Origin of the sequence: Rhizobium mesosinicum, assembly GCF_019511345.1 — a bacterium.
Taxonomy (GTDB): Bacteria; Pseudomonadota; Alphaproteobacteria; order Rhizobiales; family Rhizobiaceae; genus Rhizobium; species Rhizobium mesosinicum.
The window spans coordinates 1-18583 of sequence record NZ_JAEUAK010000004.1 but is presented as its reverse complement, the minus strand read 5'-3'; the positions used below and the strand labels follow the sequence as shown (position 1 = coordinate 18583).

The 18583-nt window shown below is 61.6% G+C and carries 21 protein-coding genes; 5 read left to right on the top strand and 16 right to left on the bottom strand.

Annotated features, from left to right (window positions below):
- Positions 1-55 precede the first annotated feature (55 nt).
- The 3 genes from JNB85_RS10985 to JNB85_RS10975 form a co-directional block, all read right to left on the bottom strand.
- Entirely contained in the window at positions 56-1462 is a 1407-nt protein-coding gene (locus tag JNB85_RS10985; RefSeq protein ID WP_220334397.1) for a sensor histidine kinase, read from the bottom strand.
- The gene (locus JNB85_RS10980) at positions 1459-2205 is read right to left on the bottom strand and encodes a response regulator transcription factor (protein WP_275957762.1); all 747 of its coding nucleotides are present in this window, start codon (positions 2203-2205) and stop codon (positions 1459-1461) included. The genes JNB85_RS10985 and JNB85_RS10980 overlap by 4 nt, the downstream gene beginning before the upstream one ends.
- 99 nt (positions 2206-2304) lie before the next feature.
- Positions 2305-3861, bottom strand: a complete 1557-nt coding sequence (locus tag JNB85_RS10975; protein WP_183744588.1) for a Do family serine endopeptidase — start codon at positions 3859-3861, stop codon at positions 2305-2307.
- Between the two features lie 230 nt (positions 3862-4091).
- Between JNB85_RS10975 and JNB85_RS10970 the strand changes: the two genes are divergently transcribed.
- From JNB85_RS10970 to JNB85_RS10955, 4 genes are read left to right on the top strand one after another with little or no spacing between them, the layout of a single operon-like run.
- Positions 4092-4439, top strand: coding sequence for an ArsR/SmtB family transcription factor (locus tag JNB85_RS10970; RefSeq protein ID WP_220334396.1), 348 nt, complete (start codon positions 4092-4094; stop codon positions 4437-4439).
- A 39-nt stretch (positions 4440-4478) separates the two neighbouring features.
- Entirely contained in the window at positions 4479-4955 is a 477-nt protein-coding gene (locus JNB85_RS10965; protein ID WP_220334395.1) for an SRPBCC family protein, read from the top strand.
- A 5-nt stretch (positions 4956-4960) separates the two neighbouring features.
- Positions 4961-5377 (top strand): VOC family protein, encoded by a 417-nt coding sequence (locus JNB85_RS10960; protein WP_220334394.1) that lies wholly within the window; start codon positions 4961-4963, stop codon positions 5375-5377.
- Positions 5378-5388: 11 nt separating this feature from the next.
- Positions 5389-5778 carry a DoxX family protein gene (locus JNB85_RS10955; RefSeq protein WP_220334393.1) on the top strand — a complete coding sequence of 130 codons (390 nt, stop codon included), beginning with the start codon at positions 5389-5391 and terminating at the stop codon, positions 5776-5778.
- Positions 5779-5816: 38 nt separating this feature from the next.
- On the opposite strand, the gene JNB85_RS10950 is transcribed toward JNB85_RS10955, so the two are convergent.
- The 8 genes from JNB85_RS10950 to JNB85_RS10915 form a co-directional block, all read right to left on the bottom strand.
- Positions 5817-6272 carry a cytochrome c-type biogenesis protein gene (locus JNB85_RS10950; protein ID WP_220334392.1) on the bottom strand — a complete coding sequence of 152 codons (456 nt, stop codon included), beginning with the start codon at positions 6270-6272 and terminating at the stop codon, positions 5817-5819.
- Positions 6269-8269 (bottom strand): heme lyase CcmF/NrfE family subunit, encoded by a 2001-nt coding sequence (locus tag JNB85_RS10945; protein WP_220334391.1) that lies wholly within the window; start codon positions 8267-8269, stop codon positions 6269-6271. Before JNB85_RS10945 ends, JNB85_RS10950 begins: the two co-directional genes overlap by 4 nt.
- Complete coding sequence (gene ccmE, locus JNB85_RS10940; protein ID WP_220334390.1) at positions 8266-8853, bottom strand: cytochrome c maturation protein CcmE; 588 nt, start codon at positions 8851-8853, stop codon at positions 8266-8268. Before ccmE ends, JNB85_RS10945 begins: the two co-directional genes overlap by 4 nt.
- Positions 8850-10055, bottom strand: coding sequence for a c-type cytochrome biogenesis protein CcmI (ccmI, locus tag JNB85_RS10935; protein WP_220334389.1), 1206 nt, complete (start codon positions 10053-10055; stop codon positions 8850-8852). The genes ccmE and ccmI overlap by 4 nt, the downstream gene beginning before the upstream one ends.
- Before the next feature lie 156 nt (positions 10056-10211).
- Positions 10212-10643, bottom strand: coding sequence for a hypothetical protein (locus JNB85_RS10930; protein ID WP_220334388.1), 432 nt, complete (start codon positions 10641-10643; stop codon positions 10212-10214).
- 120 nt (positions 10644-10763) lie between these two features.
- Positions 10764-12167: a sensor histidine kinase gene (locus tag JNB85_RS10925; RefSeq protein ID WP_220334387.1), complete on the bottom strand. Its 1404-nt coding sequence runs from the start codon at positions 12165-12167 to the stop codon at positions 10764-10766.
- Entirely contained in the window at positions 12157-12828 is a 672-nt protein-coding gene (locus tag JNB85_RS10920; protein ID WP_220334386.1) for a response regulator transcription factor, read from the bottom strand. Before JNB85_RS10920 ends, JNB85_RS10925 begins: the two co-directional genes overlap by 11 nt.
- A gap of 53 nt (positions 12829-12881) precedes the next feature.
- Positions 12882-13130: a hypothetical protein gene (locus JNB85_RS10915; protein ID WP_220334385.1), complete on the bottom strand. Its 249-nt coding sequence runs from the start codon at positions 13128-13130 to the stop codon at positions 12882-12884.
- A 270-nt stretch (positions 13131-13400) separates the two neighbouring features.
- On the opposite strand from JNB85_RS10915, the gene JNB85_RS10910 reads away from it, so the two are divergent.
- Positions 13401-14615: an MFS transporter gene (locus tag JNB85_RS10910; RefSeq protein WP_220334384.1), complete on the top strand. Its 1215-nt coding sequence runs from the start codon at positions 13401-13403 to the stop codon at positions 14613-14615.
- Positions 14616-15168: 553 nt separating this feature from the next.
- Here JNB85_RS10910 and JNB85_RS10905 read toward each other — a convergent pair.
- From JNB85_RS10905 to JNB85_RS10885, 5 genes are all read right to left on the bottom strand, one after another.
- A complete protein-coding gene (locus tag JNB85_RS10905; protein ID WP_220334383.1) occupies positions 15169-15480 on the bottom strand; it encodes a Dabb family protein in 312 nt (103 codons plus the stop codon).
- Positions 15481-15600: 120 nt separating this feature from the next.
- Positions 15601-16230: a hypothetical protein gene (locus JNB85_RS10900; RefSeq protein ID WP_220334382.1), complete on the bottom strand. Its 630-nt coding sequence runs from the start codon at positions 16228-16230 to the stop codon at positions 15601-15603.
- A gap of 506 nt (positions 16231-16736) precedes the next feature.
- Positions 16737-17303, bottom strand: coding sequence for a TetR/AcrR family transcriptional regulator (locus JNB85_RS10895; protein WP_220334381.1), 567 nt, complete (start codon positions 17301-17303; stop codon positions 16737-16739).
- A 25-nt stretch (positions 17304-17328) separates the two neighbouring features.
- Positions 17329-17790 carry a nuclear transport factor 2 family protein gene (locus JNB85_RS10890; RefSeq protein WP_220334380.1) on the bottom strand — a complete coding sequence of 154 codons (462 nt, stop codon included), beginning with the start codon at positions 17788-17790 and terminating at the stop codon, positions 17329-17331.
- Between the two features lie 205 nt (positions 17791-17995).
- On the bottom strand, positions 17996-18364 hold the full coding sequence (locus JNB85_RS10885; protein ID WP_220334379.1) for a DUF983 domain-containing protein: 369 nt from the start codon (positions 18362-18364) through the stop codon (positions 17996-17998).
- Positions 18365-18583 lie beyond the last annotated feature (219 nt).

Sequence of the window (18583 nt, the reverse complement as noted above, 5' to 3'; positions counted from 1 at the left end):
AGAAAAGATCTAGGGTGTCGAAACGAAAGCGCCAATATGAAAATTGCCAGGAAAATCAGGCCGCCCTGGCGGGGAAAACCAAGCTGACGGTGAGGCCGGGGCGTTCGGCATGACCGGGCTCGGTATCGGACAGTTCCAGCGTGCCGCCATGGAGCTCCATGATCGCCTCGACCAGCGAGAGGCCAAGGCCGGTGCCCGGTTTCGAACGGCTCTCGTCCAGGCGCACGAACCGCTTCAGCACGTCCTCGCGCCGGTCGGGCGGGACGCCCGGGCCGTGATCGGCAACGGAGAGGCAGATGCCGTCGGGACGGCGTCTGAGCTTCACCGAAACGGAGCCTGCCCCTTCGGTATCGGCAGAATATTTGATCGCGTTGTCGAGCAGGTTGAAGATCGCCTGGCCGATCAGTTCGCGGTTACCCAGGATCTCAAGACCGGGCTCGATTTCCGAGATCAGCGCCATGCCGGCTTCGTCGGCGACCGGCTCATAGAGTTCGGCGCTGTCGGCGACGATGGCCGACAGTTCGATCGGCGACATTTCGGCGGCGACGGAGCCGGCCTCTACGCGAGAGATCATCAGCAGCGCATTGAAGGTGCGGATCAGTTGATCGGATTCGGAAATGATGCCTTCCAGCGCGCTGCGGCGCACCTGGCCGTCCTCGATGTCGAGCGCATCGGCGGCCTTGTTGCGCAGCCGCGTCAGCGGCGTCTTCAGGTCGTGGGCGATGTTGTCCGATACCTGCCGCAGGCCTTCGTTCAGCTTTTCGATGCGTTCCAGCATGCTGTTCAGCGAGACGGAGAGCCGGTCGAACTCGTCGCCCGAACCGCTGACCGGCAGACGCTGCGAGAGATCGCCGGCCATGATTTTCTTGCCGGCATCCGACATGCGATCGATGCGCTTCAGTGCGTTGCGGCCGATGCCGAACCAGATGATGATGGCACCTAGACCCATGATGGCGAGCGCGATCATCAGCGCCTGGCGCACCAACTTGCGGAAACGCTCCGGCTCGCCGAGGTCGCGCCCGATCAGCACCCGCAGGCCGTTGTCGAGAACGAAGATGTTGGCAATTGCCATATGCGAGACGACGCCGCTATCGGTGTAGCGCTGATACGTGAAGGGCACCGACGTCCAGCCCTGTTCCTCGAAGACACCCGGCTGTACGGAGGCGACGTTGCCGGCGAGGATATCGCCCGAGGGGCCGGCGATGAGATAGAGATTGGCGCCCGGCTGGCGGGCACGCCGCTCCATCGTGCGCAGAAGCAGGTTCATCCCACCGGCGTCATAGGCACGCTGCACCTGCGTCACCTCCTGGGCAACCGCATCGCGGATCTGGCCCGACAGCAGCCGCTCCGACATCGCCGTCACATAGACGACGAGCGTTGCGGCGCAGATGGCGAAGAGCAGAATATAAAGGGCCGAAAGGCGGACTGCTGTGGACTTGAAGAGAACCCAGAAGCGGCTCATCCCTCATCCTTGATCATATAACCCGCGCCGCGGATCGTCTTCAGCAGCGGCTGGCTGAAGTCCTTTTCGATCTTTGAGCGCAGGCGCGAGACATGCACGTCGATGACGTTGGTCTGCGGATCGAAATGGTAATCCCAGACATTTTCCAGCAGCATGGTGCGGGTGACCACCTGACCGGCATTCTTCATCAAATATTCCAGCAGGCGGAATTCACGCGGCTGCAGCGGGATTTCCTTGCCGCCGCGGCGGACCTCATGGGAAAGGCGGTCGAGCTCGAGATCGCCAACGCGATAGACGACGTCCTGATCGGGTGTGCCCTTTCGGCGGCCGAGCACTTCGACGCGGGCAAGCAGCTCACTGAAAGCGTAGGGCTTCGGGAGATAGTCGTCGCCACCGGCGCGCAGGCCGGTCACTCGGTCGTCGACCTGGCCGAGGGCGGAAAGAATGAGAACGGGCGTATGGACGCCCTTGCGTCGCAACTCGCTGATGACAGAGAGACCATCGCGACGCGGCAGCATACGGTCGATGACGATAACGTCGTAGGTATTTTCCGATCCCATGAACAGGCCGCTCTCGCCGTCGCTTGCATGGTCGGCAACGATGCCCGCCTCGCGAAACGCTTTCGTGAGATAGACCGCCGCTTCCAGATCGTCTTCGATGATGAGAATCTTCATGCGGCCGACATTAACCGCCGGCTGCGTTTCGGCAAGGTTCAAAGCATCTTCCTGTTGTGCGGTGGGCATCGCGGTCGTCCTTCGCATGTGAAGAATTTGGCAGATCTGGAGAATTTGGAACCGCACAGCCTTTACGTCTGCGCGGTTCCTGCCTTCTGAGGGCCGAGATCAGCCCTGACCGTTGATCGGAAGTGCGACGAAACGGCTGCCGTCCTTCGACTGGATCTGGAACAGCGCGCGGGTGCGGCCGTCCTTCTTGGCCTGGTTAATGACGCGGACGACATCGTCGGCGCTGGAGACCTCCTGGTTGTTGACCGAGGTGATCGTTTCGCCTTCCTTGATGCCCTTGTCGGCAGCATCCGAATTCGGATCGATGCCGGTGATGGCGAGGCCCTTGCCGTCATCGGAGGGGCCGACCGTCAGGCCGAGATCGGCAAGCGCTTTCTCGGAAGCCGGCGGCTGAGCCTGCTGCTGATCGTTTTCGTCTTCTGCAGAAGCCTGCTGGTCGGCCGGCAGCGTGCCGAGCTCGACGGTCACGGACTGAGCCTTGCCGGAACGCCATACCGAAAGCTCGACCTTGCTGCCGGGCGTCATGGCCCCGATGCGGCGGCTGAGATCGCGGGCATCCTTGACCGGTTCACCATTGACGGCGGTGACGACGTCACCGGTCTTCATGCCGGCCTTCTGGCCTGGCGTGCCTTCCTGTGCGGAAACGACCAGAGCGCCATTGGCTTCGGAGAGGCCGAGGGAGTCGGCAATATCCTTGGTGACGGGCTGGATCTGAACGCCGAGGTAGCCGCGCGAAACCGTGCCGTCCTTCATCAGGTCGGCCACGACATCCTTAGCGGTGGAGGCCGGGATTGCGAAGGCGATACCGACGCTGCCGCCCGATGGCGAGAAGATCGCCGTGTTGATGCCGACGACCTGGCCGTTGAGGTTGAAGGTCGGTCCGCCAGAGTTGCCGCGGTTCACGGCTGCATCGACCTGGAGGTAGTCATCATAGGGGCCGGAGCCGATATCACGGCCGCGGGCCGAAACGATGCCGGCCGTGACCGTGCCGCCAAGGCCGAAGGGGTTGCCGACGGCGACGACCCAGTCACCGACGCGAACCTTGTTGTCATCGGCCCAGTTGACATAGGTGAACTTGCGGCCCTTGCCATCGACCTTCAGCACGGCGAGATCGGTGCGTGGGTCCTTGCCGATCAGCTTGGCATCGAGCTCGGTGCCGTCGTTCATGACAGCGACAAAGGCGGAGCCATCGGAAACCACGTGGTTGTTGGTGACGATGTAGCCGTCTTCGCTAATGAAGAAGCCTGACCCTTGAGCGACCGGACGCAGACGGCCCGGGCCGCCAGGCTGGCCGAAGCGGCGCTGCTGGTTCTGGCCCTGGTGGCCCTGTTCGCCGAATTGGCGGAAGAACGGCTTCAGAGCGTCGGGCAGATCATCGAAGCCGCGGCCGTTGAAATCGAAGGTGAAACCGTCGCCATCGTCGGAGGCCGGCTTGACGCGGCTTTCGACGCGGACGGAAACGACGGCCGGGGAAACGGCGTCAACGACATTGGCGAAGCTTGGAACCGAAGGAGACTGGACATTGACAGCCTCGGCATAGGAACGGGAGATCTCGACAGGGATACCGGTTGCGAGTACGGCGGCTGCCAGACCGGCAACGGTGGACGCCTGGAGCACCGTTTTGAGGGACGGACGTCCGCGAAAATTTTTCAGCATGAGAGCACCTTCTCTTCTTGTTCAGACCTTCGTTCCGGCGATGCCGGATCAGTGATGGACCGAGATATAGGACGCCGCACCTTACTGCGAACTGTCCGGTCCATGAAAAATTCGTAATGTGCCGACATTCTTTTGGTTGCACGCGAGATGTGAAAGGCCGTATTTAACCGATCGGTTGACACTCCGGTTTCCGGCCTTTATTTAACCGTAAAGTTACATACGAGGCCATCATGCAGACCGACACTTTGAGCGCCGCTTTCGCAGCCCTCGCAGACCCCACCCGCCGGGCGATCATTGCGCGGCTGGCCGAAGGCGAGGCTTCGGTCAACGAACTCGCCGCCCCCTTCGACATGAGCCTTCCGGCAGTCTCGAAACATCTGAAAGTGCTGGAAAAGGCTGGCCTCATCAGCCGGGGCAAGGAGGCGCAATGGCGGCCGGCCAAGCTGGAGCCGATGGCGATGAAGAGCATTGCCGACTGGTTGGAGCAATACAGGCGTTTCTGGGAATCGAGCTTCGACCGGTTGGATGGATATCTTCAAAAGATCCAGAAAGCGGACGACAGCGGCCGGGGCAATTGACCGTTGACCCGCATCTTCCATCACGACAAGGGGATTATCATGGCCGATCAGCTGTCGCGCCCCACATTGCACATGCAGCGGATATTCAATGCACCGCGTGCTCTTTTATGGGCGGCCTGGACGCGGCCGGAGATGGTTGTCGCATGGCTCGGTCCTGTCGAATGGCCGGCCGTCAGCGTCGTGCAGGATCTGCGCGTCGGTGGGGCCTATAGGGCATGCCTGAAGAATGCGGAAGACGGCCGTCTGCTATGGCAGAGCGGCGTCTATAAGGAGATCGAAGAGCCATCGCGCCTCTCCTTCACCTTCCAGTGGGAGGGATCGCACGAGGACGGCGAGCCAGTCGTGACACTGGTGACCGTCACCTTCGAGGAATTGGCCGACGGCCGCACGCGGATGGATTTCACCCATGCGGACCTGAAATCGGAAGAGAGCGTCACCGGGCATCGCTATGGCTGGGAAAGCACCTTCGGCAGGCTGGAAAGCTGGATCGCAAGGCAAGGACATCAAAGGGAGTGAGAAGCATGAAACTCGTAACGAATCTCGTCTTCAAAGGCGAATGCCGGCAGGCCTTCGAATTCTACGCCAAAGTACTCGGCGGCAAGCTGACGGCCATGCACACTTTCGGGGAAGCGCCCGGCGACATGCCGATCGATCCGTCCTTCAAGGACAAGATCATGCATGCCTGGCTCGATGTCGGCGACCAGTCCTTGATGGGCTGTGACGCACCTCTCGGATATCAGGAGGATATGGGCGGCTTCAGCGCCACCTATCACAGCGAGGATGCAGCAGAGACCAGGCGAGTCTTCGACGCGCTCTCGGAGGGCGGCAAGGTGACCATGCCCTTCAATGCGACCTTCTGGTCGCCGGGCTTCGGCATGTTCACCGATCGCTTCGGCACACCCTGGATGGTCAACACGCTCCCGGCGGGCGAATCATGAGAGAAAGGGCCATGAGCGAAAAAGCCATGATCTGGACCGGTCGCGGGCTGACCGGGCTTTTCACGCTCTTCATGCTCGGCGCATCGATTGCGCCCAAGCTTCTGGGCCTGCCGATTGCCGAGGAAACGATGACCCAGCTCGGATGGCCGAACGGCTATGTGCTGATGATCGGCCTGATCGAGCTGACCTGCCTCTTGCTCTACCTCATCCCGCAGACGAGCGTGTTCGGTGCAGTGCTGATGATGGGCCTGCTCGGCGGTGCGATGGCGACACAGATCCGGGCCGGAAGTCCGCTCTTCAGCCATGTCCTGTTCAGCATCTATCTCGGGCTGTTCATGTGGGGTGGGTTGTGGCTGCGCGATCCTGCCGTGCGGGCGCTATTTCCCTATCGGAAAGCTTGAAGACCAGCCATTCCGCGGCTTATGCGGCGGAATGGTTTTCACTTTTCCAGCAGTTCGTCGAGCCTTGCCTGTTCTTCTGCGGTGAGCTTGCTGCCGGTGGGTTTGCCGGCTCGCCTGCGGGCAAAGACGATGAGCGAGGCTCCACCGGCGAGGATCAGCAGCACGGGCGCGCCCCAGAGCAAGAGTGTCCGCAGGCTGAAGCGCGGCTTCAGCAGCACGAATTCCCCGTAGCGCGAGACGATATAGTTCAGCACCTCGTCGTCGCTGTCGCCATCGGTGATGCGCTCGCGCACGAGAAGGCGCAGATCCTTGGCGAGATCGGCATTGGAATCGTCGATCGACTGGTTCTGGCAGACCATGCAGCGCAGTTCGGCAGACAATGTGCGGGCACGGGCTTCGAGCGCGGGGTCGGCCAGCATCTCGTCCGGGTTGACGGCAAAGGCCGGTGCGGCCGCCAGGATCAGGGTCAGGACGAGGAGGAAACGCCTGATCATTCCGCCGGCTCCATCGCAGGTGCTGCGGCATTAGTCTTTGTCTTCGCCTTCCTGCTCGGCGCCCCGACGCGCAGGCGCCGGTCGGTCAGCGACACCAAGCCGCCTGCCGCCATGACGAGCGCCCCGCCCCAGATGCAGAGAATGAACGGCTTCCACCAGATGCGCACGACGATGCCGCCATCCTTCGTCGCGTCGCCGAGCGACACATAGAGCTGGCTGAGCCCGAAGGTCAGGATGCCGGCTTCCGTCGTCGGCATCTGCCTTGCGGTATAGAGCCGCTTGGCCGACCAGACATCGGCAATCTCTGCGCCGCCGCGGCGGATCGAGAAATGGCCGCGGTCCTCGCTATAGTTCGGGCCGGTCGCCGGCTCAATGCCGTCGAAGAGAATGCTGTAGCCGCCGGCCTCCGTCGCCTGGCCCTGCTTCATCTCGACCACGTGCTCGCTCTGGAAGGTGGTCACCGCGACGATGCCGAGCACGGTGACGCCAAGGCCTGCATGGGCGAGTGCCGTACCGAAGGCCGAGCGCGGCAGGCCGGAAAGCCTTCGCCAGGCGATACCGGCCTTCACCTTGCCGATGCCGGCGCGATACCAGAGATCGGCGCCAGCGCCTAAGATCAGGAACAGGCCGGCAGCAAGCCCGAGCACGGCCATGACCGGGCCGCCATGCTGGAGATAGAAGAAGACGAGGGCTGCGGCGAAGGCGAGACCGGCCACGACATAGAGCCGCTGCAGCGCGCCGAGCAGATCGCCGCGCTTCCAGGCAAGCAGCGGCCCGAAGGGCACGATGATGAGAAGCGGCGCCATCAACAGGCCGAAGGTCAGGTTGAAGAAGGGCGGGCCGACGGAGATCTTGTCACCGGTCAGCGTCTCCAGGAGCAGCGGGTAGAGCGTGCCTGTCAGAACCGTGCCGCAGGCAACCGTCAGGATCAGGTTGTTGACGACCAGCGCACCCTCGCGCGAGATCGGCGCAAACAGACCGCCGGCCGACAGAAGCGGCGCGCGCAAGGCAAACAGCGCCAGCGCCCCGCCGATGAAGATCAGGAGGATGCAGAGGATGAAGACGCCGCGGCTCGGGTCGCTGGCGAAAGCATGCACCGAGGTCAGCACGCCGGAGCGCACCAGGAAGGTGCCCATCAGCGACAGCGAGAAGGTCAGGATCGCCAGCAGCACCGTCCAGATCTTCAAGGCCTCGCGCTTTTCCATGACGAGGGCGGAATGTAAGAGTGCCGTGCCGGCAAGCCAGGGCATGAAGGAGGCGTTCTCCACCGGATCCCAGAACCACCAGCCGCCCCAGCCGAGCTCGTAATAGGCCCAGTAGGAGCCCATGGCGATGCCAAGCGTCAGACAAGTCCAGGCAGCGAGCGTCCAGGGCCGCACCCAGCGCGCCCAGGCCGCATCGATACGGCCGTCGAGAAGGGCGGCGACGGCAAAGGAGAAGCAGACCGAGAAGCCGACATAGCCGAGGTAGAGCAGCGGCGGATGGATGGCCAGCCCGACATCCTGCAGCACCGGGTTGAGGTCGCGGCCTTCGGCAGGGGCCGGATCGAGGCGGGCGAAGGGATTCGAGGTCAACAGGATGAAAAGGATGAAGGCGACCGAGATCCAGGCCTGGACCGAGAGAACATTGGCCCTCAGCGTATCGGGCAGATTGCGGCCGAAGATCGCGACCAAGGCGCTGAACAGGGCCAGGATCAAGAGCCAGAGCATCATCGAGCCCTCGTGATTGCCCCAGACGCCGGAATATTTGTAGATCAGCGGCACCAGCGAATGCGAGTTCTCCCAGACGTTCTCGACCGAGAAGTCGGAGACGACATGGGCATAGGTGAGCACGCCGAAGGAGAAGGCGACGAGGCCAAAGAGCAGGATGGAGCCCAAGGGCGCGACATCCATCATCGCCTGATCGCCGCGCCTGGCACCGATCACGGGCACGAGCGACAGGACGATCGCGGTTGCGAGCGCCAGTACCAGCGCATAATGGCCGATCTCGATGATCATGGTGCCGCCTTCGTTTCCTGGGCCTTCGTTTCCTCGGCCTTTGTCTCTTGGGCCTTTGTCTCTTGCGCGCGGGCTTCCTGGCTCTTTGCTTCCTGAGCCTTGGCTTCCGCAGCTTGCGGCGGCTGACCCTGCGGTGAACCTCCCTTGCCCTCTTCCCAGAGGCCCTGCGCCTTCAGCCTGTCGGCGACGTCCTTGGGCATATAGGTCTCGTCATGCTTGGCAAGCACGGTATCGGCGGTAAAGATATTGCTGCCGGTCTCGAACGTGCCTTCGGTGACCACCCCCTGCCCTTCGCGGAACAGGTCCGGCAGGATGCCCTGGTAGCGGACAGTGACGATCTCTCCGCTCGGGTCGGTCACCGCAAAGCGCACCACCGAACCCTCGCCGCGCAGGACGCTGCCCGCGCCGACGAGGCCGCCGAGGCGGATCCGGGTGCCGGGCGCCACCGGCGTCTTGGCGAGATCGCCGGGCATATAGAAATAAGCGACCGACTGGCTGAAGGCGAACATGACGAGCAGCACGGCGGCGAGGATGAAGCTCATGCCGCCGGCAATCACCGCCAGGCGTTTCTGCTTGCGCGTCATTTGCTCTTTCCTTCCGTGGCACTCTTTCCTTCCGGGGCCACCGATCCTTCCGTGGCCACCGATCTTTCCGGGGCGATGCCGAGTTCTTTTGCCAGCGCCAGCAACTGCCTGCCCTGATCGCCCGATGCCGGGAAGGCGGCAAGCCCGCGCTTAAGCGCATCCGCGGCATGCTCCTTGTCGGCTAAAACGGCGTAGGAGCGGATAAGACGCATCCAGCCCTCGAAATTGTCAGGATCGGCAGACAGTTTGGCATCCAGGCTCTCCACCATGCCACGGATCATCTGCTGACGGTCGCCGCTCCTCATCGTCGCAGCCGCCGCCACATCCTCGGCCGATGGCCCGCCCGGAACCGAAGGTGGGGTGGCAGGCGGCACTTGCGCTGCAACCGTGCCGCCGTTCTTGGCGATATGCTCGTTGACCAGCGGCAGCCAGGGGGCATCGGCAGGTGAAACCTTCGCCAGTGCCTCGAAGGCGTCGCGCGCCTCTTCCGGCCGGCCCGCCTGCTCCATGCTCAGGGCAACGTAAAAACGCGCACGCGGGTTGTTCGGCTCAAGCGCCAGCGACTGTTCCAGCACCTTGCGCGCATCTTCCGTCACCACGCCTTCAGAGATCGCCATCAGCGTTTCGGCAAGACCATCGAGACGCGCGGGGCTTGGGCCGAGCAGGCGGATGGCGTTGCGATAGGCGGTCTCGGCATCGGACAGACGCATGGTGCCGAAATAGATCGGCGCCAGTACATCCCAGCCCTTTCCGTCGTCGGGGTTCTGCGCCAAGTGACGCTCCGCCTTGGCGACGAGAACGGCCATGTCATTGCCGGGATTGGCAAGCCGCGCCTCCAGCGGCTGCGACGGCAGGTCGGGCCTGCCGGTATTGATGTAAAGACAGAGCCCGATGACGGGTAGGAGCAGCACGATGAAGGCTTCGGTCAGGCGGTGATGCCTTGCGGGCTTGCGTGCTTCGGCCGTAACGGTGCCGGAAACGGCGATCAGCCGGCGGCCGATCTCGGCGCGGGCGTAATCGGCCTCGTCGGCACTGATCAGGCCGCTCGAGAGATCCCTGTCGAGTTCGCGCAACTGATCGCGATAGACGGCCGCCTCACCGGCGCGCGTATCCTCGGCCGCCTTCGCTCCACGCAAAAGAGGGTAAAGCAGGATGGCGGCAACAGCCGCCGTCAGGACGGCCACGAGAATCCAGAACAGCATATCGGCCCAATTACTTGAAGCGCGCCTTCATTCCAACTGGCAATGCCGTGTTGACGAAGATTTGAGGCTTTTGGCCGCAAGGATAACGGGCAAGAGAGATCAGAGCATCACGCAATTCCGGACGCAAAACCGCTGCACACTTTTACTGGAATTGCTCTAGCCGAGCGGCGACCAGGTGCCGTTTTCGTTGCGGCAGGCGGCACCGCGCGCCAGCGTGTCCTTGCCGTCCACCGTTACCGTGTGGGTATACTGGCGGCAGTTCTGCGAGCCGACCTGATACGGTGCGGCGGCTACGACGCTGCCCTTGGCATCACGGCCGGTCCAGGTAACCGGCTGGCCGACGGCAGCGCCTTCGAGCGCGCGGTATTCGGCTTCCAGCGCCCGCTGCTTGTCGCTATCGCCAAGCTCTATGGCGGTGCGGCCGACGATGCCGCCCTGCAAGGCAGAGATGAAAGCAGCCGAACCCGGGGGCTTGCCGCCGCCAAAGAGACCATGCGTTGTCGTAGCGCCCTTCGTCGTCGTGCAGCCAGAGAGCGCAACGATGACGAGAAGGGAAGAAACGATCATGCCTTGCGAACTTAGAGTCATTGCAATCGAACCACGATCAGGGGTGTCAGTTGAGCCGATCGAAGTGCAGTGTCCCCGTGTCAGCATTAAGGCAATGCATGCTATACATTTGCCACTATCTTTGTGACATCAAGCAGTTGCTCATGCAACATCCTTTGTCACACCCGGCAGGATAAGCTTGGCTTTCAGCCCGCCCCACTCCCCGCGCGTGAGCTCCAGACGGCCCTGGTACTCGTTGGAAATCTCCGTGACGATGGAGAGGCCGAGGCCGGTACCAGGCTTGCTCTCGTCCAGCCGGCGCCCGCGCTTCAGCGCCTCGCGAATCTGGTCGGGCTCCAGCCCCGGACCGTCATCCTCGACGGCAAGCTCCACCCAATGCTTGCGGGGACTTGCCTCTATTCCCTTCACGTCATCACCGGCTTCGACCGCCGAGAGACGCACCTTGCTCTTGGCAAAACGGGCGGCGTTTTCCAGAAGGTTGCCGACCGTTTCCTCGAGATCCTGCTGCTCCATGGCGACAGCCAGGTGCGGCGGCTGGACGATCAGCTCGAATTCGGTATCGACGTTCAGGCGGCGCATGACGCGCACCAATCGTTCCAGCGCCGGCTCGGCATCGGTACGCGCAAGCACGGATTCGCGCTGGGCGGCGATGCGGGCGCGGTTGAGGTAGGATTGCACCTGGCCTTGCATGGCCTCGGCCTGGTTGCGCACGAGATCGCCATGCGATCTCTCAAGCACGCGGGCTTCGTTGAGCAGCACCGCGATCGGAGTCTTCAGGGAGTGGGCGAGATTGCCAACCTGCATGCGCGCCCGCTCGACGATGCGGCGGTTGCTGTCGATCAGCGCATTGACCTCGTTGGCAAGCGGCAGGATCTCGCGGGGGAAATCACCCTTCAGTTGCTCGCTCTCGCCCGCACGAATGCGCTCCAGGGCGGCGCGGGCCTTATCCAGCGGTCTGAGGCCGTAGAGAATGGCAAGCGCATTGACGATGAGACTGCCCACACCGAAGCCGGCAAGCGCCAGATAGAGGCGATGGGAGAAATTGCGGACATCGTCTTCCACGACATCGACATTGCCTGTCACACGGACGCGGGCGGCACGGCCATCGGTGTCGAGCACCACTTCCGTTTCTGCCACCTGCACGCGGTTACCGGAGGCATCCATCACCTGATAATAGCGCTCGTAATTCTTGTCGAAGGGCGCCTCGACGACCGACAATACAGGGATCGTCGCGGAACCCAGCGACGGCGAGACGAGCGGTGCGGTCGTATAGGTGCCGAGCGGCTCGACCACCCAGTACCAACCGGTCTTCGGCTGGGCGAAGCGCAGGTCGCCGAGCTGCGGGCTGCCAGACAGCGCGCCCTGATCGCCGATCGTCACGGAATTGATGACATTATAGAGCTGGGCGCGCAGCAGGTCCTGAAAGCCGCGCTCGGCACTTCGTCTGTAGAGCGTCGAAATCAGCAGGCCGATCACCACCAGCGCCACCGTCGACCAGACTGTGGTCAGAAGCAGCACGCGTGCGGTGAGCGACTTAATTCGCATTGGTCGGCGCTTGGATGCGGTAACCGAGCCCGCGCACCGTTTCGATCAGATCGACACCCATCTTCTTGCGCAGGCGGCCGACGAAGACTTCGATCGTATTGGAATCGCGGTCGAAATCCTGATCGTACATATGCTCGACGAGCTCCGTGCGAGAAACAACCTCGCCCATGTGATGCATGAGATAGGCAAGCAGCCGGTATTCGTGCGAGGTGAGCTTCAACGCCACGCCGTTGACGATTGCCTTTGAGCTCTTGGTGTCGAGCCGCACCGGGCCGCAGACGATTTCCGAGGAGGCGTGGCCGGCGGCGCGGCGGATGAGCGCGCGGATGCGGGCGAGCACTTCTTCGACATGGAAGGGCTTGGTCACATAGTCGTCGGCACCGGCATCGATGCCGGCGACCTTGTCACTCCACCTGTCGCGGGCAGTCAGGATCAGAACCGGCATCGTGCGGCCGGCGCCGCGCCATTTTTCGAGTACGGTGACGCCGTCCATTTCCGGCAGGCCGATATCGAGGATGATCGCGTCATAAGGCTCGGTGTCGCCGAGGAAATGGCCTTCCTCGCCATCGAAGGCCTGATCGACGACATAGCCCGCCTCTTTCAGCGTGTCGCTGAGCTGCCGGTTCAGATTGACGTCGTCTTCGACTACCAGAATGCGCATCGTTTCGCCTTCTTCCGCTGCAAATCACTGGAACCTTGATAAGCCGATTCCGCTTACATCGGAACCTTTACCGTCACCTTGCGCGGACGCTGGCCGTTACCCTGGACGAGAACGGTTATGATGCAAGTATTGCCCACCGGCTGCACGGAAAGAAGCTGGCCGCCCGTCTCCTCCACGACCTGCTGGGCCGCGGCGCTGCAATCGCCCGACACACGCAGGACAAGCGTGTGCGTATCGTCCGGCGAGGGCGCCGAAACCGCCAGGCCGGCGGCCAGTGCTGCGACGCTCAGAAGAGAGGCCATGTGCTGTGCTTTCAATGTAGTGCCAACTTGGCCCGAATATGTACTCAAGCGACCTGAATGGCAAATGAATGCACGGTAACGCAGGTTTTTTAGAACAATTCTCGACTATTGCGGGAAATATGCATAATTCCCGAATGATTGGCGCATGTCCCTCAGCCACAAGGGAAATCTCGGTATCGGCCAAATTCGCACGGCATCTGTTCCATCAAACCTTTCACCGAATGGTTGAAACTGCTATCGCTTTACCGCCCCTTTCGTCATTTCAGAATCATGCAGACATCATTTCCGCTTCGTACAGCGCAATTAGTTGGCGTGCTGGCAGTCACCCAGTTGATCGGCTGGGGCACGACCTTCGACATGCTTGGGGTCATGGGCCGTGTCATCGCGCCTTCCCTGGGGCTTCCGAACGAAGCGATTTTTGCCGGACTGACAATCATGATGGTGATCAGCGCCTTTGCCGGTCCGGTCACCGGGCGCTGGCTCGGCCGCTATGGCGCGGCGAAAGTGCTGGCCGCCTCGTCGATCACCTTCGCGATCGGTCTGCTGCTGCTTGCCGCCACGACAAACATCGTTGCCTATGCCATCGCCTGGGTCGTGATCGGATTTGGCGGCGCGCTCGGCCTTTCGGCGCCTTGCTACACGGCCGTCGTGGAGCGCGAAGGGGTAAACGGCAAACGCGTCATCGCCATCCTCATGCTGTTTACCGGTCTTTCGGCGACCATCTTCTGGCCGATCCTGACGCTGCTCAACGAGACTTTCGGCTGGCGCATCACCTTTCTCATCTCCGCAGGCCTGCAGTTCTTCGTCTGCCTGCCGCTGCATCTCTTCGGTCTGCCGAAGCCGGTCGCAAGCCATATACAGGGGGCAGCGGCCGAAACAGCGTCGGTGGCGCTTTCGCCGGCCGACCGCCGCAAGGCGTTCCTTTTGATTGCCGTCTCCACCACGCTCTGCACCTTCATCACTTTCGGCGTCTCTCCATCGCTGCTCGAAATTCTCCGTCAGACCGGCGCATCGCCAGCCCTTGCCCTGCAGCTCGGTTCGGCCCGCGGCGTGATCGGCATTTCGGCGCGCGCGCTCGACATGCTGCTCGGCAGGCGCGGCAATCCGATCCTGACATCGATTATGGGCGTCAGCCTGATGCTGTTCGGCTTCCTGATGCTCTTCCTCGTTTCGCCGTCGATACCGTTGCTCATCACCTTCGTGCTGCTCTACGGTTTCGGCTCAGGGGTGCTGGCGGTTGCCCGCGCGCTTCTGCCGCTCGCCCTCTTCTCGGCCAAGGAATATGGGCTGCAGGCTGCCCGTCTGTCGATGCCGCAGAACCTCGCCAACGCCATCGCACCCGTCATCTTCACCGCCTTCCTCGACCGCGCCGGCGCCGGCCCGACGATCATAACCTGCGCAGTGCTTGCGGCCATCGCTCTGGTTTTCGTGCTGATGCTGATGGCATTGGTGCGCAGCGCAAGGCCGAGCGCGCAGCCGGCCTGACCGGCAGGGGGCAAGGCGGCGCTCGCCTGCCAGCGGCTGATGCTTCGCTCAAGATCAGCCATTCTTAATATCCGTTAATTAGAATATTCTCATAAGCAGCCGAAGAACCGGTGCCTGCTGTCAGGCGAAAGGAGCCCGCTCCTGCGGCATCGAGAGCGGTCAATCCATTAAGCTTCTGAATCATTTACAGTTCTTCTCTAAAAGACTGATTCAGGTTCTTCACAGATTGAATCATCTGCCGCCGGCATTGTCTCCTGAGTCCCCCTATCCATTTGATCCTGAATAAGAATTTTCGAAATTTGCCTTTTTTGCCGTGTTTTTCGGGCTAAGTCATTGATCCTGAATAAGTGATCCACTTAGCCTCATAATTTCGCATAAGGAAATTTCAAAATAGAAGCAGTCTTTGCTGAATGAAAATTACTATAAAAAAGTCCAGGCCTGATGCGTCACTTATTCAGAATCAATGACTTAGCCCGAAAGTTCCCGACATAAGCGGGTACTATCGAATATTCTTATTCAGATTCAACCGGTTAGACCGGCGCAACCGTTGGCGTCAATCCCGCAGGGGCCTCGTGACCGCCCTGCCGCTATCGAAATCCGCTGCAGTCCGGGTATCACGGAGCGGTTTTACGGTGCGTGTGGAACGGTCATAGTCGGGATGCGCCTTGTAGGCTGCCAGCGCTTCCTCGCTTTCGAATTCGCCGTAGACGACGAAATCGACCGCGTTGCCCCACTGGTCCGTCTTGACGTTTTCGCCGATCTCCAGCTTCAGCGCATGCGGAATGCCTGTCAGGATGGAGAGCCCCTTGCGCACCGCTTCGCGGTTTTCCTCCGGCACGGTGAAGAAGACGATATGGCGGATCAAGCGGGGCACTCCTGTGGCAATTCTCCAAGCCCGGGCTCTCAAGGCCCAAGCCCGGCGATAACACGCGCCGCCCGGGCCTTCAACCGGGCCACAATGCCGCGTCAAGCCTATGCCCTCCGTTCAAAGAGCTGGATGTGATCGGATCGCCGCGAGGAAAACCCGTCCATAGCCGGCAAGCTTTTCCGCCCTGTCGGTGCCGTTGACGATGCGGCGGGCATTGACCCAGTCTTCCCGCTCTTCATTGAGGTGATCGCAAAGCCGATGACCGGTGAAGCTGCCGCGCAGCATGCCCTCGATCAGGATCGTCACAGCCGGCGCCATTTCCATGGCACGATCGGGCTCAGCGACGAGATCGATGCCGGTCACGTCGCTCATCGCCTCGTAGTTTCGCTTATGGGTAAGCTGCACCAGCCCACGGCCGAGCCAGCACTTGCCGTCCTCGTCCGCTCGCCAGTAAGGCGACTTTACCCAGGAGAGCCGGCCGGACGCGAAGGCGGATTCGAGGATCTCGACGGCGCGCGAATCGCTCGTTGCCAATGTCTCGCGCACAGGCTGCATCGTGTAAGCGGTCTCATGAAACGCCGTCGCTAATATATAGGCCAGCCAGCGCCGGTCTGCAGTCGCCAAATTCGCGTCCCAGTAGTCGAGGATCGCATTCATGCCTTCGATCTGGGCCGGCGCGAGACTGCCCTTGAACAGCGCGTGCTGTACCGTGTCGAAGAAGAATTGCCGATCGAGTGAGGCAGTCATGATACGCTTCTCCGAGGTCTGCTGTGGTTAACGCCGGCTTAATCGATTGAAATTTTTTTAATCGTTTCAAGTGTGACCGGGGTCGATTTACACGCGGTTTTTGTTGTGCAATGCATCAATCCGTAAGCACACCCTTGCTGAGGAACAGAGGTATACGATGCAGACCACCGCAGAAACTCCGACCAGGATCCCCCAGCACGTCGTCGACCAGATGGAAAACGAGTGGCGCCAGGTACGCACGCAGCGCGAGAATCCGCGCCCGGTCCGCCTGCCCTCCCAGAACGACGCTTAAACACAATCATGACGGGTGAGGACGCCATGTCGCATAATTCCCTAAATCGGAATCGATTTGGGGATGAGATTATCCAGCAATCTAAAGTGCTACAGCGTCCTTTGCGCGTCTGAAAAGACGCGCGGCGCCGTAGAACCCTCACCCGCAGCTCCCCGCGGCGCCGGCATTCGTGCGCCTGCCAAGGCAGCGGCCATCGCCTATCTCCCAAGTTTGCCTATCTCCCAAGTTTCGTCGCAGCCAGCCTGCCGGCCAGCCGGCCCAAAGTTCTGCGGAACATTTCCTTGTCATCCAGAGCCCGTGAGAGCACCAGCGCACCTTGAATGCCGGAGACAGCCTCTTCGGCCGCGGCAAGGGCGGCATCTTCGGCGCAGCCGGCGCGGACCAGCGCCTGGCGCAGCGCCTCGATCCAGCGAACGAAATAATCCCTGATAGCGGGGGAGAAGCGCTGGCGCGTTTCATCGAGTGCAAAGGCGCCGACGAGGCAGATGCGGCTGCCCGAGCGGAAATAGTCCATCACATTCGCCCACATCGCATCGATCGCCGCCTTCGCATCGTCACGGCGCAACGGCTCGTAGATAGCGCGTTCGAACCAGCCGTCGACATCGGCAAGGACGGCGGCCGCCATCTCCTCCTTGCCGCCGGGAAAGAAGTGATAGAGGCTGCCCTTGCCGATGCCGGTGCGCTCGGTGATGCGGCTCAGCGTCGTGCCCTCGTAGCCGAGCTCGCGGAAGACCTCGGCAAGCAGCGGCACGACATCGGCACGTTCATAAACCGTCTTCACGCTTCACCTTTGGGTCACCTCGGCCTCAGAGGTCGAGGTCGGAAAGGCCCGGATGATCGTCGGGCCGCCGGCCCAGCGGCCAGTGGAACTTGCGATCCGATTCCCTGATCGGCAGATCGTTGATGCAGGCGAAACGGCGCTGCATCAAGCCCTCGGCATCGAATTCCCAGTTCTCGTTGCCGTAGGAACGGAACCAGTTGTTGCTGTCGTCATGCCATTCATAGGCGAAACGCACGGCGATGCGGTTATCGGTGAAAGCCCAGAGCTCCTTGATCAGCCGGTAATCCAGCTCCTTTACCCACTTGCGGGTGAGGAAAGCGACGATCTCGGCACGGCCGGTGACGAATTCGGCGCGATTCCGCCACTGGCTTTCGGGCGTGTAGACGAGCGACACGCGCTGCGGATCGCGGCTATTCCAGCCGTCTTCGGCAAGGCGGACCTTCTGGATTGCAGTTTCACGAGTGAAGGGAGGAAGCGGTGCAGGCATACCTGGTCTCCTTGATTGATCTGTACCTTTCGTCATGCATTGTACCGATCAGTACATTAAGCGCAAGGGACTTGGGTACTCGTTTCCTGCGGCATTTTGGCTTCCAGGGCGGCCCGGACAGCAAAAAGGCCGCTCGACGTTTCGAACGGCCTTTCATACCAGGGGTCAGTGTGCCTGACAGGTACGGATCTTTGGCTCTCCGGGATCAAGCGAGCTTGCCCTCTTCGGCCTTGTAGAAATACTGGCTTGCGACCAGCCATCCCTTGAGCGGTCTCAATGGCGGAATACAGGTGGCAAACATGAAGGGACCGGTGACCAGCAGCTGGACCCAAAGCGGCGCGGAGAAGGCAACTTCAAGCCAGACGCCGAGCAGCACACTCGGCACGCAGGCGAAGCAGATCACGAAGAAGGCAGGGCCATCCGCCGGATCGGCGAAGGAATAATCCAGCCTGCAGACTTCGCATTCCTTCTGCAGCGTGAGGAAACCCTTGAACATATGCCCCTGTCCGCAGCGCGGGCAGCGGCCCCGGATGCCGGTCTGCATCGGAGGGAGAGGAGGATATTCGGCGTCCATGGCGATCTCGCTTTCAGCGTTTGCGAGGCATCGGCAAATCCATTCAATGCCTCATTATGTATGCATACAATATAGTTACATTGAAAGCAGATTGCCAGTCTATTCGTCAGAATGACGCAGAGGCTTTTTGGGATTGGGTTTATGCGACGTGAGGAAGGCAAGGTTTGCGTCCAGAGAAACCCCTCCCCAACCCCTCCCCACAAGGGGGAGGGACTAACC

What these genes read in the sequence shown, in the direction of transcription:
- JNB85_RS10985 (WP_220334397.1), bottom strand. Translation starts at nt 1,462, where the DNA reads ATGAGCCGCTTCTGGGTTCTCTTCAAGTCCACAGCAGTCCGCCTTTCG.
- JNB85_RS10980 (WP_275957762.1), bottom strand. Translation starts at nt 2,205, where the DNA reads ATGCCCACCGCACAACAGGAAGATGCTTTGAACCTTGCCGAAACGCAG.
- JNB85_RS10975 (WP_183744588.1), bottom strand. Translation starts at nt 3,861, where the DNA reads ATGCTGAAAAATTTTCGCGGACGTCCGTCCCTCAAAACGGTGCTCCAG.
- JNB85_RS10970 (WP_220334396.1), top strand. Translation starts at nt 4,092, where the DNA reads ATGCAGACCGACACTTTGAGCGCCGCTTTCGCAGCCCTCGCAGACCCC.
- JNB85_RS10965 (WP_220334395.1), top strand. Translation starts at nt 4,479, where the DNA reads ATGGCCGATCAGCTGTCGCGCCCCACATTGCACATGCAGCGGATATTC.
- JNB85_RS10960 (WP_220334394.1), top strand. Translation starts at nt 4,961, where the DNA reads ATGAAACTCGTAACGAATCTCGTCTTCAAAGGCGAATGCCGGCAGGCC.
- JNB85_RS10955 (WP_220334393.1), top strand. Translation starts at nt 5,389, where the DNA reads ATGAGCGAAAAAGCCATGATCTGGACCGGTCGCGGGCTGACCGGGCTT.
- JNB85_RS10950 (WP_220334392.1), bottom strand. Translation starts at nt 6,272, where the DNA reads ATGATCAGGCGTTTCCTCCTCGTCCTGACCCTGATCCTGGCGGCCGCA.
- JNB85_RS10945 (WP_220334391.1), bottom strand. Translation starts at nt 8,269, where the DNA reads ATGATCATCGAGATCGGCCATTATGCGCTGGTACTGGCGCTCGCAACC.
- ccmE (WP_220334390.1), bottom strand. Translation starts at nt 8,853, where the DNA reads ATGACGCGCAAGCAGAAACGCCTGGCGGTGATTGCCGGCGGCATGAGC.
- ccmI (WP_220334389.1), bottom strand. Translation starts at nt 10,055, where the DNA reads ATGCTGTTCTGGATTCTCGTGGCCGTCCTGACGGCGGCTGTTGCCGCC.
- JNB85_RS10930 (WP_220334388.1), bottom strand. Translation starts at nt 10,643, where the DNA reads ATGACTCTAAGTTCGCAAGGCATGATCGTTTCTTCCCTTCTCGTCATC.
- JNB85_RS10925 (WP_220334387.1), bottom strand. Translation starts at nt 12,167, where the DNA reads ATGCGAATTAAGTCGCTCACCGCACGCGTGCTGCTTCTGACCACAGTC.
- JNB85_RS10920 (WP_220334386.1), bottom strand. Translation starts at nt 12,828, where the DNA reads ATGCGCATTCTGGTAGTCGAAGACGACGTCAATCTGAACCGGCAGCTC.
- JNB85_RS10915 (WP_220334385.1), bottom strand. Translation starts at nt 13,130, where the DNA reads ATGGCCTCTCTTCTGAGCGTCGCAGCACTGGCCGCCGGCCTGGCGGTT.
- JNB85_RS10910 (WP_220334384.1), top strand. Translation starts at nt 13,401, where the DNA reads ATGCAGACATCATTTCCGCTTCGTACAGCGCAATTAGTTGGCGTGCTG.
- JNB85_RS10900 (WP_220334382.1), bottom strand. Translation starts at nt 16,230, where the DNA reads ATGACTGCCTCACTCGATCGGCAATTCTTCTTCGACACGGTACAGCAC.
- JNB85_RS10890 (WP_220334380.1), bottom strand. Translation starts at nt 17,790, where the DNA reads ATGCCTGCACCGCTTCCTCCCTTCACTCGTGAAACTGCAATCCAGAAG.
- JNB85_RS10885 (WP_220334379.1), bottom strand. Translation starts at nt 18,364, where the DNA reads ATGGACGCCGAATATCCTCCTCTCCCTCCGATGCAGACCGGCATCCGG.